Here is a 15,281-nt window from a genome sequence, read left to right on the forward strand (position 1 = left end):
GAATGAAGCAAAAACTACCCTTGCTATTAGCCTTGTTTTTAACAGCTTTTAGCTTTTCACAACAACCCGTTACAAACGATACCGCTAACTGGTCTGTAACCAACATAACAAGCAACCATGCTTTTAATTATCCGTGGGAAATAACTTATATGCCTGGTGAACAATTGTGGTTAACGGAGCGTGTTGGTGAAAAAATTTCCAGCTTTAATATTTCAACTGGTGTTATAAGTGAATTAATTGATTTAAGTTCTAAAGTGGCAACTTCTAAACAAGGAGGTTTATTAGGAATGGCTATTCATCCAGACTTATATGCCGATATTTCTACTAGTACTAATAATTATGTTTATGCTGCATACACGTATGACGATGCTGGTTTTAAATTACGAATTGTACGTTTGGTATATGATTTTACAACCAATACGTTAGCGGAAGATACTAGCTTAAATCCAAATGGAACTATTTTAGAGGGGCTTCCTGGTAGTGCTGACCATAATTCAGGACGTTTAATAATAGGGCCAGATTTAAAACTGTATTATACAATTGGTGATCAAGGAGCAAACCAATTTGATTATTCTTGTAATCCTATTTTATCGCAGGTTATGCCAACATCTCCAACCGACTATGCTAATTACCCAGGTAAAACGTTACGTATTAATTTAGATGGCTCAGTACCTTTAGATAATCCTGTATTTAACACTGTACAAAGTCATGTTTATACCTACGGACATAGAAATTCTCAAGGTATTATTTTTGCTAATAATGGCGTGCTTTATGCTTCTGAGCAAGGTCCAAAAACAGACGATGAAATTAATATAATCAAAGCCGGAAAAAATTACGGGTGGCCTGAAATTGCAGGATATTATGATAATTGGGCTTATACTTATTGTAATTGGTCTTCATTAGATAACTGTAATGCTGGTAGTTTTAGTGATCACAACTGTCCGAATGGAGCTGAAACAGCAACTGAATTTGAATCGTTTCCTTCTGGTGCTCCCGCCGATTTTGAAGGGCCAATAGGAACCTACGGAAGTTCAATTGAAACGGATCCTGCAGGCGGATGGGGAACTTGGCCTACACCAGCAGTTTCAAGTATCGATATTCACGAAACTGGAAATATTCCTGGTTGGGGGCGATCGCTATTAATACCATCGCTTAAAAAAGGAACCATTTATAGAGCGCAACTAACACCTGATGGTGCCGATATTGTAAATGATACTTATGAAGAATTTCATTCTTCTATTGATAGATATAGAGATTTAGCTATTTCTCCAGATGGATTAACTATTTATGCTATTACCGATAATGCAGGAGGAACATCAGGACCTTCTTCAAACGATGTGGTTACCAATTTGAGTAATCCAGGTCTGATTGTTAAAATAGAATACATAGGTACTACAGTTCAAAATCCACCTGTAGCAAATTGTCAAAACATTACGGTTTTACTAGATCCACAAGGAACAGCTACTATTTCGGCTTCTGATATTGATAATGGATCTGTAGGAGGTGATGCGGCTATAGTTTCAATGGTGATTGATATGGATACTTTTGACTGTTCACATACAGATAGTTTACAAACAGTTTGGTTAACTGTAACAGATGCTAACGGTAACGAAAATAGTTGTTCTGCTTCTGTAAATGTGGTGCCTAATAGTAATCCTGCAGCATTTGTAGCGCCAGAATTAGAAGATGTTGTGAGTAATTGTCTAATTACAGTATCTGCGCCTGTTTTAATTAATAATGCCTGTGAGGAAGTAACCGCAACAACTACCGATAATACAACATTCTTAGCGGGAGAAAGTGGTACTATAAATTGGTTGTTTGATGATGGTGTAAACTCAGATAGTGCAACACAACAAGTAACCGTTAATACATTGTCAGTGCCTAGCAATATTTCAGTTGTTCCAGGTTCAACATATGCCGATGTAACTTGGGAAGGTGCTGAAGGTGTATCAACTAATATTCGATATCGTGAATTAGGTGGTGCTTGGATAATCCAATCAGCTACTGGTAATGCAGCTACTATTAATGGTTTACAAATGTCTACCGATTATGAATTACAAATTAGTGCTGCCTGTAGTGAAACAGAATCTAACTATAGTAGTTCGGTGTTTTTTACAACTACAGCTGTTGATTATTGTGATGCTTTTGGTATTGTAAATGGAGATAATCACCATATAACACGTGTGGTTTTAGAGGATTTAGACCATACTTCGGCGGGTTCAACGTATTCAGATTTTACGGCCTATGCAACCACTCTTAATTTTTCTGAAACATATACTATTTCTATTGATAAATCGGTTCCTAATGAGTCGTGGAAAACGGCAGGTTTTGGAGTTTGGATAGATTATAATGCAGATGGCGATTTTACAGATTCAGGAGAGTTTGTGGCAGGAACAAATGCAGGGAGTAATTTATCTCCTTATAATCAAGTTACCCGTTCATTTTCTTTTTCAGTGCCTGAAACGGTTCTTACTGTAAGCACAAGAATGCGTGTGGCTATGATGCAATACTATACGCCTTATGGAACAAATGCGCCTTGTGGAATAGTTAATACTGATGGTAATTCTTCAGAAGTTGAAGATTATACTATTCATTTGGTTGGCGGAACTTTAAATACGGAAACTTATAATTTAAATTCAGTTTTTGTTCAACCAAACCCCATAAAAGACCAACTTACTGTTCATGGATTGCCAACTGGTAATTTCAAAACATTAACGGTTGCTTTATATGATATTCAAGGACGTGTTGTGCAGCAAGAATTAGTAGGATCTAAGCAAGCTGAAATTCAATTAACAGATTTAGAAAACCTAAGTACAGGTGTTTATTTTATTAGAATTTCAGATGGTATAAAAACCCTTTTAGTCAAGAAACTGGTTAAAATCTAAAAGCAATATGTAAATTAAATTAAAAGCCTCTGAAATTTCAGGGGCTTTTCTCTTTTATAAACTAAACATATTCAAGTAAAATCATTAATTTCGCAGGTCGAATTGAATCAACGAAATTATGAGTAATACATTCCCGGAATATAAAGGACTTAACTTACCAGAAGTAGCAAGTGATGTTCTTGCGTATTGGAAGCAACATAACGTATTTGAAAAAAGTATAACAAGCCGTGAAGGCGCTAAGCCATTTGTGTTTTTTGAAGGACCACCTTCAGCAAACGGATTGCCTGGTGTACATCACGTTCTTGCTCGTGCTATTAAGGATATTTTTCCACGTTATAAAACCATGAAAGGCTTCCAGGTAAAACGTAAAGCTGGTTGGGATACTCATGGTCTGCCTATTGAGTTGGGTGTAGAAAAAGAATTAGGTATTACCAAAGAAGATATTGGTAAAACCATTTCGGTAGAAGATTATAATGCAGCCTGTCGCAAAGCTGTTATGCGCTATACAGATGTTTGGAATGATTTAACTGAAAAAATGGGATATTGGGTAGATATGGATGATCCATACATTACTTACGATCCAAAATACATGGAATCAGTTTGGTGGTTGCTAAAAGAGATTTATAATAAGAGTCTTATTTATAAAGGGTATACCATTCAGCCATACTCTCCAAAAGCAGGTACAGGTTTAAGTTCTCATGAGTTAAACCAACCTGGAACATACCAAGATGTAACAGATACGACTGTTGTTGCGCAGTTTAAAGCTAATGAAAATTCCTTACCTGATTTCTTAAAAAATGAAGGTGATATTTATTTCTTGGCTTGGACTACAACACCTTGGACATTACCAAGTAACACGGCGCTTACAGTAGGCCCTAAAATTGATTATGTTTTAGTTGAAACGTATAATCAGTATACTTTTGAGCCTATTAATGTTGTTTTGGCTAAGCCGTTAGTGAATAATCAATTCGATGGGAAATTCAAACGTGTTGAAACCAAACCTGAATTATTAGAATATAAATCTGGTGATAAAAAAATTCCTTATTTCGTTGTTAAAGAATTTAAAGGAACAGATTTAGTAGGAATCACATATGAGCAGTTATTACCATACGCTTTACCTAATGATAATCCTGAAAACGCTTTTCGTGTTATTTCCGGTGATTTTGTAACTACTGAAGATGGTACGGGTATAGTACATACAGCACCAACTTTTGGAGCTGATGATGCTTTAGTAGCAAAACAAGCTACACCAGAAGTGCCCCCAATGTTGGTTAAGGATGAAAACGACAATTTAGTGCCTTTAGTTGATTTACAAGGTAAGTTCCGACCAGAAATGGGTGAGTATGCTGGTAAATATGTTAAAAATGAATATTATACCGATGGTGATGCACCTGAACGTTCAATAGATGTTGAACTAGCCATAAAATTAAAAGAAGAAAATAAAGCCTTTAAGGTTGAAAAATACAAGCACAGTTATCCTAATTGCTGGCGTACCGATAAACCTATTTTGTATTACCCGTTAGATTCTTGGTTTATAAAAGTAACCGACGTTAAGGAACGTATGTTTGATTTAAATGAAACAATCAACTGGAAACCTAAATCAACAGGTACAGGTCGTTTTGGAAATTGGTTAGCAAATGCTAACGATTGGAATTTATCACGTTCACGTTATTGGGGAATTCCATTACCAATCTGGCGTACGGAAGATGGTAAAGAAGAAATCTGTATTGGTTCGGTTGAAGAGTTAAAAGCCGAAATGGCAAAAGCAGTAGAAGCGGGTGTTTTAGCTAAAGATATTTTTGAAGATTTTGAAGTAGGAAATAACTCAGATGAAAATTACGCTAAAATAGATTTACATAAAAACATTGTGGATGATATTACTTTAGTCTCTGCATCAGGTCAACCAATGAAACGTGAAAGCGATTTAATTGATGTGTGGTTTGATTCGGGTTCTATGCCGTATGCACAATGGCATTACCCATTTGAAAATAAAGCTAAGATAGACAATAATGAATCTTTCCCAGCTGATTTTATCGCTGAAGGTGTCGATCAAACTCGTGGTTGGTTTTATACCTTACATGCAATTGGAACTATGGTTTTCGATTCTGTAGCTTATAAAAATGTCGTTTCTAATGGACTTGTATTAGATAAAAATGGTCAGAAAATGTCTAAGCGTTTAGGGAATGCTGTAGATCCTTTTGATACGTTATCAACCTATGGAGCCGATGCTACGCGTTGGTATATGATTGCAAATGCTAACCCATGGGATAATTTAAAATTCGATTTAGATGGTATTGAAGAAGTAAAACGTAAGTTTTTCGGAACACTTTATAATACGTATTCTTTCTTTAGCTTATATACCAATTTGGATGCATTTACATACAGTGAAGCCGAAATTCCATTGGAAGAACGTCCTGAATTAGATCGTTGGATCCTATCAGAGCTTCATACCTTAATTGAAAAAGTAGACAAGTTTTACGAAGCATACGAGCCAACTCGTGCTGCACGTGCTATTTCCGATTTTACACAGGATAACCTGAGTAACTGGTATGTGCGTTTAAGTAGAAGACGTTTCTGGAAAGGCGATTATCAAACCGATAAAATTTCAGCATATCAAACGCTATACACTTGTATGGTAACCATTGCAAAATTAGGAGCACCAATAGCACCGTTTTTCATGGATAGACTGTATATGGATTTAAATGCTGTAACCAATAAGGAAAGTTTTGATAGTGTACATTTATCTCAATTTCCAGTGTTTGATGCACGCTTTGTCGATAAGTCTTTAGAACGTAAAATGGAAGCGGCACAAACTATTTCATCTTTAGTATTATCCTTACGTGCTAAAGAGAAAATAAAAGTACGTCAACCATTACAGAAAATCATGATTCCGGTTGAAAACGAACAGCAAAAAGAAGAAATTTTAGCAGTTGCAGATCTTATAAAACATGAGGTAAACATTAAGCAAGTTGAGATTTTAGAAGATGCTTCCGAAATTTTGGTAAAACAAATAAAACCAAACTTTAAAGCCTTAGGTCCTCGTTTTGGAAAAGACATGAAACTAGTTGCTAATGCTATTCAAAAATTTGATGCCTCTCAGATAAAAAATATCGAGCAAAATGGTAAAATAGATATTGACATTAACGGAAAAAGTATTATTTTAGAACGCGCTGATGTAGAGATTACATCTCAAGATATCGAAGGTTGGTTAGTTGCTAATGAAGGAGCATTAACTGTGGCTTTAGATGTTACTATTTCTAAGGAATTACGTTTTGAAGGTATTGCACGTGAGCTTGTAAACCGTATTCAGAATTTACGTAAAGATTCTGGATTTGAAGTAACAGATAAAATTAATGTTAACATTCAAAAACATGATGATATTTTAGAGGCTGTTGAAGCAAATTTAGCGTATATTAAGGAAGAAACACTAACTGAGGGGTTAGAGCTTAAAGAAAAAATTGAAGATGGTATAGAAATTGCATTCGATGCAATAACAACTAGATTGTCTATTAATAAACATTAATAATATGGAAAAAGATATCAATGTTAGATATTCAGATAGTGACTTAGCAGAATTTAAGACGCTTATACAGGATAAAATCGAAAATGCACAACGCGATTTAGAACTTATACAAAGTGCCTATATGAATGATTTAAACAATGGAACAGATGATACGTCTCCAACGTTTAAAGCCTTCGAGGAAGGTAGTGCAACGATGAGTAAGGAAGCGAATGCGCAATTAGCTATCCGTCAAGAAAAATTTATTCGCGATTTAAAAAATGCTTTAATTCGTATTGAAAATAAAACGTATGGTGTTTGCCGTGTAACAGGTAAATTAATTGGTAAGGAACGCTTAAAATTAGTTCCGCATGCCACGCTTAGTATCGAAGCTAAAAACATGCAAAAATAAGAACACAAATTGCTTAAATAATAATAAACGCTTCAATGTATATTGAAGCGTTTTGTTTTTTTAATGAAAAATTCGACTTTATATATAATTGCTTTTTTAATGCTAGGAACCTCCTGGGCTCAAAAAAGTATGGAACGTATTATTGATGCGTCAACAATTAAAACAATTGATGTTGATGGTGATACGATGTTTCGAATTAAAATCCTTACTAAGGATCAGAAAACAGTATCAATGCGCTTGGAGGTAGAGGGCGAAAATAACGAGCAAGTTGTTTTTGAGTCGTATAATAGAAATGATACCCTTTTTATTGGTAGCGCTTATCAACCTTTATTTGTTAAGCCAGATGATAAATTAGCAGCGCATAAAAAAATATCTATCGAGTTAACACTTGAAATACCTCAAGATTTAAATGTTAATATACAAAGTGATATTGCAACCGTTTATGCTGTAGGTTCCTATAAATATGTAGTTGCCGAACTTTTAAATGGGCATTTTATAGCTGAAAATTTTAATGGAAACCTGCAAGTTGATACCTTACAAGGGAATATTATAATTGGGGTTCGTGCAGCTGAAATGGAATTGCACTCAAAAAGAGGTCTTGTAAAACAGGCTGATATTCCTTTAGGTGCTAATCAAATTCAGCTCAATTCTATTTACGGTAATATAACCGTCCGTAAAACACAATAATAGTAGTAACTTTACAAATTCAATTCGTAAAGATTCTCTTGAATACAGAAAGTATGTCTTTAAATAAATCGATTATTTTTATCATTATTGTTTTACTCATAGATCAAGTGAGTAAAATTTATATTAAAACACATTTTGTTCTAGGAGAAGATGTAACTGTTTTTAGTTGGTTTAAAATTTATTTCATTGAAAATGATGGCATGGCATGGGGAACTAAAATTAGCGATTTTGTAAGTTTTATATCCGACAGAACAGCGAAGGTTTCTTTAACGCTTTTTAGAATTTTTGCTATTTTTGGAATAGGTTACTGGCTTTATGATGCGACCAAAAAACAAAACTCTCAAGTTTTAATTTGGGCAGTAGCACTTATTTTTGCCGGTGCATTAGGTAATATTATAGATTCTGTTTTTTACGGTGTATTTTTTAATGATAGCTTCGGACAAGTAGCTACATTTTTACCTGAATCGGGTGGTTACGATAGTTTACTACATGGTAAGGTGGTTGATATGTTGTATTTTCCTTTATGGAAAGGGTATTTACCTGAGTGGCTTCCGTTTTATGGTGGAAAATATTTCACTTTTTTTGAACCCGTTTTTAATGTTGCCGATATGGCTATTAGTACTGGGTTTGGTTTGCTTATCGTGTTTAATAAACGCGCTTTCGCTTAACGGCATGAAATGCTTTAAAATGTATAGGTTTTGGTAGGTGTTACGCAATAATCTAATGGAATATCGGAATCAAAAACATCTTCAATTTCAGGTTCTGAACTAAAAAAAGAAAGCCCTATTTTTAATGTGTTGGGTTTGCACTTACTTAAAAATGTATCATAAAACCCTTTGCCGTATCCCACACGGTGTCCTTGCTTGTCAAAAGCTAATAACGGAACAAATACAACTTCAATGAAACTGTTGTCTATAGGAATGCCATCTGTAGGTTCAGGAATGTTTAGATGATTCTTTTTTATAACAGTAGCATCAGTTAACAAAAAATGAGACATGCTAGTTGTTGAGAAATCACTTTTTGAAACAACAATGTGTTTATCTTTTCCTGATAAAATACTTAAAATGTAATCAGTATTAACTTCTTTTTGTTCGCTAATAGGAAGAAATATATGATAATAAGAAGCTTCCCATATAGGCAGGCTTAATAAGTTGTTAGCAATTTCTATGCTTAAATTATCAACCATATCATTGCTTAGCGCTTGACGCTTTTGTTTGTATAGTTTTCGGATATCAGATTTTTTCATCTCGCGGACTATTAAATGCTATTCGGTTAATTTTGAGGTGATGTGAAATAGGGCGTCACCTTGGTGGACTAACGGTGATTGGTTCACGTTAATGACGTATCCTGATTGGCTAGCACGAACCGCGTGATTAAATTTCCCGTAAGGATCGGTTATATTGCCTAATACATCATTTTTATTAATCTTACTACCTATAACGACAGATGCTTTAAACATTCCGGAGAAATTAGCGCGTTGCCATTTACTGGTGGTGATAAATACGGAGTCTTGTTTAGGGTTGTTGATTTTAAATTTAGAATGTAACATATTCAAACTTGAAAGAATACGTTTGGTTCCTGTTACGCCAATAAGAGTAACATTGTTATCTATATGATGGGATTTTCCGCCCTCAAATAAGAGCATGGAAATTCCTGATTTTGTAGCGGTTTCCCTAAAAGATTTTTTTAGTGTTTTCGAGTATAAAACAAAAGGGGCACCAAATGTTTTAGCTAGTGTTTTTAGCTCGGGATTATCTTTTGCTATACGTATTTGTGGTGCATTAAAGCGATCTGCCCCACCAGTATGAAAATCTAAAATATAGTCTACTTGATTTACAATTTCATGAACAAGTTTATATGCCACACGACTGGCTAAAGATCCATTTTCAATTCCGGGAAACACACGGTTTAAATCGCGGCCATCAGGGAATTCACGGCTTAAATTGATGAAGCCAAAAATGTTTATAATAGGGATGCATATAATGGTTCCACATTTTGGTTTATTAATGCCCTTGGCTATTATTTGTCTAACTATTTCAATTCCATTTAATTCATCGCCATGAATACCCGCGGTTATTAAAACCGTCGGACCTGGTTTTCTGGATCGTTCAACAAGTATCGGAACATCAATAGAAGACGCTGTGTGAAGCTTGGCTACGTCAAAATTAAGTTCGTAGCTTTTTCCGGGTTCGATAACTTCGCCAGATATAGTAATGGTTTTGTGTGCCATATTAAATTTTATTTCGCTCGATATAGGTGATAATGGCTTTGGCGATATTTTTGCCAGTAGCAGTTTCAATGCCCTCTAAACCTGGTGTAGAGTTAACTTCTAACAGCAAAGGTCCACGTGCAGATTGTAAGATATCTACCCCGCAAACAGGTAGTTTTAAAGCACGAGCAGCTTTAGAGGCTAAATGTAATTCCTCTTCACTTAACTTAACAATATTTGCCGATCCACCACGGTGTAAATTTGAGCGAAACTCACCTTCTTTACCTTGGCGTTTCATGGCGCCTACTACTTGTCCGTCTACAACTAAAGCACGTAAATCAGCACCTTGTGCTTCCTTAATAAATTCTTGAACAATTACGCGGGCCTCTAAGCCATTAAAAGCTTCCAGAACCGATTCAGCAGCATTTTTTGATTCGGCTAAAACAACACCTAAACCTTGCGTCCCTTCTAGAAGTTTTATAATAACAGGAACGCCTCCAACGTGATCAATAACTTCTTCAACATCTCTTGAGTAATTAGTAAAAACAGTTTTAGGCATGCCAACACCAGCTTTACTTAATAGTTGTAAGCTTTTTAGTTTGTCTCTAGAGCGTAAAATAGCTCCCGATGATGCGATGGTAAACACGTTCATCATTTCAAATTGTCGAACCACAGCGCAACCATAAAAAGTTACTGAAGCTCCAATTCGTGGTATAATAGCATCTACATAATCTAAATAGCGATCTTTGTAATAAATGCTAGGCTTTTCTTTTTCAATAATGATGTCGCATTTTAGCGGATCGATAACCTCAATTTTATGTTGGCGTTTTTCAGCCTCTTCAACCAAACGTTGGGTTGAGTATAAATGTGGGTTTCTTGATAGTATAACTATATTCATAATTGTTTTTTGTTAAATGATAGATTTTGAAGATCCACATCTATTAGAAATTTTTTTGATAAAAATTGCCTGCCAATTAAAACAGGAAAACGCATATCATCTCGCGTGCTTAAAGTTAAGTTAATCTTGTATGTTTTACCAAAGAATATGACATCAGATTTTATTTTAAATCTGTTTTCACGAAATCCATTACTGCTCTTAACATCTGTTTGTGTGTACTCGGTAAATATAACTTCTTTACCATTAAAATTGGGGTGCCCTTTGCTGTAAAATGTACATCTCAAGACACCATTTTCTTCTACTATTTTTGAGCAATGTATGGCAGATGTATAAGCTCCTGAATCTATTTTTGCATCTATTTCAAATAAATTTAGTTTCGGGAAGTCTATTTTGTCAACGCGGCCTATCAGTTGTTTGGTCATGTTTGTCTGTTTTTAAAAAAGTGGCGCAATGTAGTGAAACGGTTATTTGCGAAGGCTATTTTATTACTAAAAATTAACAGGTTTTTGTTAGGCTATTTTATCTATTAAAATACAGAAATAATTACCTTTGAGGATATGCCTGAAACTGCGTTAGAAATACAATTAAAAACTCTGCCAAATGAACCTGGTGTTTATCAATACTATGATAACGAAGGTAAGATATTATATGTTGGTAAAGCAAAAAATTTAAAGAAACGCGTTAGTTCCTATTTCACAAAAACACACGACAGTGGTAAAACGCGAGTGCTTGTAAAAAAAATAGCAAGTATTAAGCATATTGTTGTGAATACAGAAACCGATGCACTGCTTCTGGAGAATAACCTTATTAAAAAATACCGACCGCGGTATAATGTACTACTAAAAGATGATAAATCTTATCCGTGGATTTGTATTAAAAATGAACGCTTTCCAAGAGTGTTTTCTACAAGGCGTGTTATTAGGGATGGGTCTGAATATTTTGGACCTTATACAAGTATGAAAACCGTTTCTACTTTATTGGATTTAATTAGAGGTTTGTTTCAATTACGGACTTGTAAATATGATTTAGCTTTCGATAAAGTAAATGCCGGTAAGTATAAGGTTTGTTTGGAGTATCATTTAGGGAATTGTAAAGGACCGTGTGAGGCACTTCAAACAGAAGCGGCTTATCAAGAGAATATAACGTCTATTAAGGAAATATTAAAAGGTAATTTTAAAACATCTTTAATCCAGTTTAAGTCTCAAATGAGGGCCTTTGCTGATGAGATGCAGTTTGAAGAAGCTCAAAAAATAAAAGAAAAGATAGAGGTGCTTGAAAATTACCAAGCCAAATCAACTATTGTTAATCCTAAAATTAGCAATGTAGATGTGTTTTCAATTATTAGTGATGCTGAATATGGATATATTAATTTTTTACAAATATCCTATGGGTCGATTATTCGGTCGCACACATTAGAAATTAAGAAGAAATTAGAGGAGTCAGATCGGCAATTACTAGAATTAGCTATTACAGAAATTAGACAGCGTTTTAATTCCAATTCTAAGGAATTATATGTGCCTTTTGATATTAATCTAGGAGGCGATTTAAAAATTACGGTTCCTAAACTTGGCGATAAAAAGCATATTTTAGATTTGTCCATACGTAATGCTAAGTATTACCGAATGGAGCGTTTTAAACAAGTTAAAATTACAGATCCTGACCGACATGTTAATCGAGTGATGGCTCAAATGAAATCAGATTTAAGGCTAGGAGAAGAGCCGAGACACATAGAGTGTTTTGATAATTCTAATATACAAGGTACGCATCCTGTTGCCGCCTGTGTGGTTTTTAAAAATGGTAAACCTAGCAAAAAAGATTACCGACATTTTAATATTAAAACAGTTGAAGGGCCTGATGATTTTGCATCTATGGAGGAAGTTGTTTACAGGAGGTATAAACGTTTGTTAGACGAAAACAAGCCGTTGCCGCAGCTTATTATTATAGATGGAGGTAAAGGACAGTTGTCATCAGCTTTAAAAAGTTTAGATGCTTTAGACTTACGAGGAAGAATAGCAATTATAGGAATAGCAAAACGCTTAGAGGAATTATTTTACCCAGATGATCCTATTCCACTATATTTAGATAAAAAAAGCGAGACACTTAAGATTATTCAGCATTTAAGAAATGAAGCTCACCGCTTTGGAATAGAGCATCACCGTAATAAACGTAGTAAAACAGCGTTAAATACAGAGTTAGAAACTATTCCTGGGATTGGAGAAAAAACAATTGTAGATTTATTGAAACATTTTAAATCATCAAAACGCATTTCTGAAGCCAGTAAAAAGGATCTTGAAGCCGTAATAGGCGTGTCCCGAGCTAGTAAAGTTTATAATCATTTTCATTAATTATGAAGTACATTTTAAGTCTTGTTTGTTTTATTGTCTTCATATCGGGGTACTCACAGGTAGAGCCCGATAAAAATGATGTGAAAGTCGGTTTAGTACTAAGTGGCGGTGGTGCTAAAGGTTTGGCTCATATTGGTGTTTTAAAAGTAATAGATAGTCTTGGTATTCGGGTTGATTATGTAGCAGGAACTAGTATGGGCGCAATTATAGGCTCCTTGTATGCGTCGGGATATTCAGGAAAACAAATAGAAACTATATTTAAAGATGTTGATTTTGATGAGATTATAAATGATAATTTACCACGTGAAGCAAAAACATTCTATGAACGTGATAATGCAGAGAAATATGCAATAACACTGCCGTTTGATAAATTTAAATTAAAATTACCATCAGCCCTATCTAGGGGGCAAAACACGTTAAGTTTGCTGTCTAAGTTAACACTTCACGTAAGCGATATAGAGGACTTTAGTAAGTTGCCAATTCCGTTTTTTTGTATTGCTACTAATGTTGAAACCGGAAAGCCCGTTGTTTTGGATAAAGGGAGTTTGCCGCAATCTATTGTAGCTAGTGGTGCTTTTCCGTCTTTATTTCAGCCGGTTGTAATAGATAACCAAATACTTATTGATGGTGGTGTGGTTAATAACTATCCTATTGATGAGCTTAAGGCTAAAGGAATGGATTTAATAATAGGCGTTGATGTTCAAGACGAATTAGCGACGCGTGAACAATTGCGTTCGGCACCCGACATTATTCTACAGATTAATAATTATCGTACCATAAATGATATGGTTGAAAAGTCTAAAAAAACAGATGTTTATATTAAGCCAGATATAACCGATTATACTGTGGTATCGTTTGATGATGGTGGTGAAATTATCCATAACGGTATGATTGCTGCGCAAGAAAACAGTTTAGCTTTAAAAGAAATAGCGGAGCAGCAAGTTTTAAAACCTAAGCCCAATAGGCCTATTCAAGTTATTGATAGTATCCGCATAAATACAATAGATATTTCGGGTAATGAAAAATACACCCGATCGTATGTTATTGGGAAACTCCGAATAAAACCTCAAGAAAAAATAGAATATACGCAGTTCGTTCAAGGGGTAAATAACTTGTCCGCTACTAATAACTTCGATAGTGTGGTTTATCAGTTGCACCCAACGGGAAACGACCAAGAATATAATTTAGAAGTAAAAGTTTTAGAAACGCGAACACGTACTTTCTTCAAGGTAGGAATGCATTATGACGACCTGTATAAAACAGGTGTGCTACTTAATTTAACACGAAAAAGATTGCTCTTTAATAATGATGTAGCTTCTTTAGACTTCATTTTAGGTGATAATGTTCGGTATAATTTTGATTACTATATTGATAAAGGGTTTTATTGGAGTATCGGATTAACATCCCGATATAATCACTTTCAGAAAAATATTCCAGCCGCAACTATAACGGAGTCCGATGTCAATACATTTGCAATTGCAGATGTAAATAAATTAGATGTTAAACTGTCTGATTTTACAAATCAAATTTATGCGCAAACCGTATTAGGAAATGATTTTGCTTTAACCTTGGGAGCCGAACAAAAACATTTAAAAGTGGTTTCTGAGACGATAATAGCCACAAGAGATGCTAAAGAAACTGTATTTGAAAACAGTGATTTTTTAAGTGTATTTGGGAAATTAAAATTAGACACTTATGATAATAAATACTTTCCAAATGAAGGCTTTTTGTTTGATGGAGATTTTCATTTGTATCTGTATTCTTCCGATTATAATAATAGTTTTACTGAGTTCTCAATAGCTAAGGCTACTATTGGTTACGCTAAAAGTTTTGGTAAATTTTCATTTAATTTAACAGCGCAAGGTGGTTTTCAAATAGGGGATAATAATGCCTTTGCATTAGATTTTGCTTTAGGAGGTTATGGTTATAATCTAATAAATAATTTAACCGCTTTTTATGGGTATGATTATTTAGATTTACCAGGCGATAGTTTTGTAAAAGGTTTGATAAATGTAGATTATGAAGTGTTTAAAAAGCATCATATCGTGGCGTCAGCCAATTTTGCAAATGTAGATTATGATATTTTTAAAACAGGCGAATGGATAACTTCTCCAAATTACTCCGGATACGCCATTGGGTATTCCGTAGAAACGTTTCTTGGGCCAATAGAAGCCAAGTATAGTTGGTCGCCAGAGCGAAGTAATAATATTTGGTATTTTAATTTGGGCTTTTGGTTTTAAAGGAGCTGAATTTTGTTTAGTAAAGTCGTATTTTTTTTCGATATTTGTGGATATATGTCACACTTTTGGATTGATTTATTAGCCCATCTTCAATTTCTTATAAAAA

General features: G+C 34.6%; 11 protein-coding genes. 7 read left to right on the forward strand and 4 right to left on the reverse strand.

The window, feature by feature from the left end; all coding sequences use genetic code 11:
* Positions 1-2 precede the first annotated feature (2 nt).
* From ACW5R3_RS02545 to ACW5R3_RS02565, 5 genes are all read left to right on the forward strand, one after another.
* Entirely contained in the window at positions 3-2,885 is a 2,883-nt protein-coding gene (locus tag ACW5R3_RS02545) for a PQQ-dependent sugar dehydrogenase (RefSeq protein WP_456578054.1), read from the forward strand.
* Positions 2,886-3,003: 118 nt separating this feature from the next.
* The gene (ileS, locus tag ACW5R3_RS02550; protein WP_456578055.1) at positions 3,004-6,408 is read left to right on the forward strand and encodes an isoleucine--tRNA ligase; all 3,405 of its coding nucleotides are present in this window, start codon (positions 3,004-3,006) and stop codon (positions 6,406-6,408) included.
* A gap of 4 nt (positions 6,409-6,412) precedes the next feature.
* A complete protein-coding gene (locus ACW5R3_RS02555; RefSeq protein WP_456578056.1) occupies positions 6,413-6,796 on the forward strand; it encodes a TraR/DksA family transcriptional regulator in 384 nt (127 codons plus the stop codon).
* Between the two features lie 99 nt (positions 6,797-6,895).
* Positions 6,896-7,483: a hypothetical protein gene (locus ACW5R3_RS02560; protein WP_456578057.1), complete on the forward strand. Its 588-nt coding sequence runs from the start codon at positions 6,896-6,898 to the stop codon at positions 7,481-7,483.
* A gap of 53 nt (positions 7,484-7,536) precedes the next feature.
* Complete coding sequence (locus tag ACW5R3_RS02565) at positions 7,537-8,151, forward strand: lipoprotein signal peptidase (RefSeq protein WP_456578058.1); 615 nt, start codon at positions 7,537-7,539, stop codon at positions 8,149-8,151.
* A 14-nt stretch (positions 8,152-8,165) separates the two neighbouring features.
* Here ACW5R3_RS02565 and ACW5R3_RS02570 read toward each other — a convergent pair whose 3' ends face one another.
* Genes ACW5R3_RS02570 through ACW5R3_RS02585 form a run of 4 tightly spaced genes read right to left on the reverse strand, consistent with a single transcriptional unit; the run spans position 8,166 to position 11,012 of the window.
* Positions 8,166-8,729, reverse strand: a complete 564-nt coding sequence (locus tag ACW5R3_RS02570; RefSeq protein WP_456578059.1) for a 5-formyltetrahydrofolate cyclo-ligase — start codon at positions 8,727-8,729, stop codon at positions 8,166-8,168.
* A gap of 18 nt (positions 8,730-8,747) precedes the next feature.
* Positions 8,748-9,713: a succinylglutamate desuccinylase/aspartoacylase family protein gene (locus ACW5R3_RS02575; RefSeq protein ID WP_456578060.1), complete on the reverse strand. Its 966-nt coding sequence runs from the start codon at positions 9,711-9,713 to the stop codon at positions 8,748-8,750.
* Between the two features lies 1 nt (position 9,714).
* Positions 9,715-10,590: a 30S ribosomal protein S6--L-glutamate ligase gene (gene rimK, locus ACW5R3_RS02580; protein WP_456578061.1), complete on the reverse strand. Its 876-nt coding sequence runs from the start codon at positions 10,588-10,590 to the stop codon at positions 9,715-9,717.
* The gene (locus ACW5R3_RS02585) at positions 10,587-11,012 is read right to left on the reverse strand and encodes an ATP-dependent zinc protease family protein (protein ID WP_456578062.1); all 426 of its coding nucleotides are present in this window, start codon (positions 11,010-11,012) and stop codon (positions 10,587-10,589) included. The genes rimK and ACW5R3_RS02585 overlap by 4 nt, the downstream gene beginning before the upstream one ends.
* A 135-nt stretch (positions 11,013-11,147) precedes the next feature.
* Between ACW5R3_RS02585 and uvrC the strand changes: the two genes are divergently transcribed.
* Positions 11,148-12,935, forward strand: coding sequence for an excinuclease ABC subunit UvrC (gene uvrC / locus ACW5R3_RS02590; protein WP_456578063.1), 1,788 nt, complete (start codon positions 11,148-11,150; stop codon positions 12,933-12,935).
* 2 nt (positions 12,936-12,937) lie between these two features.
* Complete coding sequence (locus ACW5R3_RS02595) at positions 12,938-15,175, forward strand: patatin-like phospholipase family protein (protein WP_456578064.1); 2,238 nt, start codon at positions 12,938-12,940, stop codon at positions 15,173-15,175.
* Positions 15,176-15,281 lie beyond the last annotated feature (106 nt).

This window comes from Algorimicrobium bowmanii (assembly GCF_054031195.1).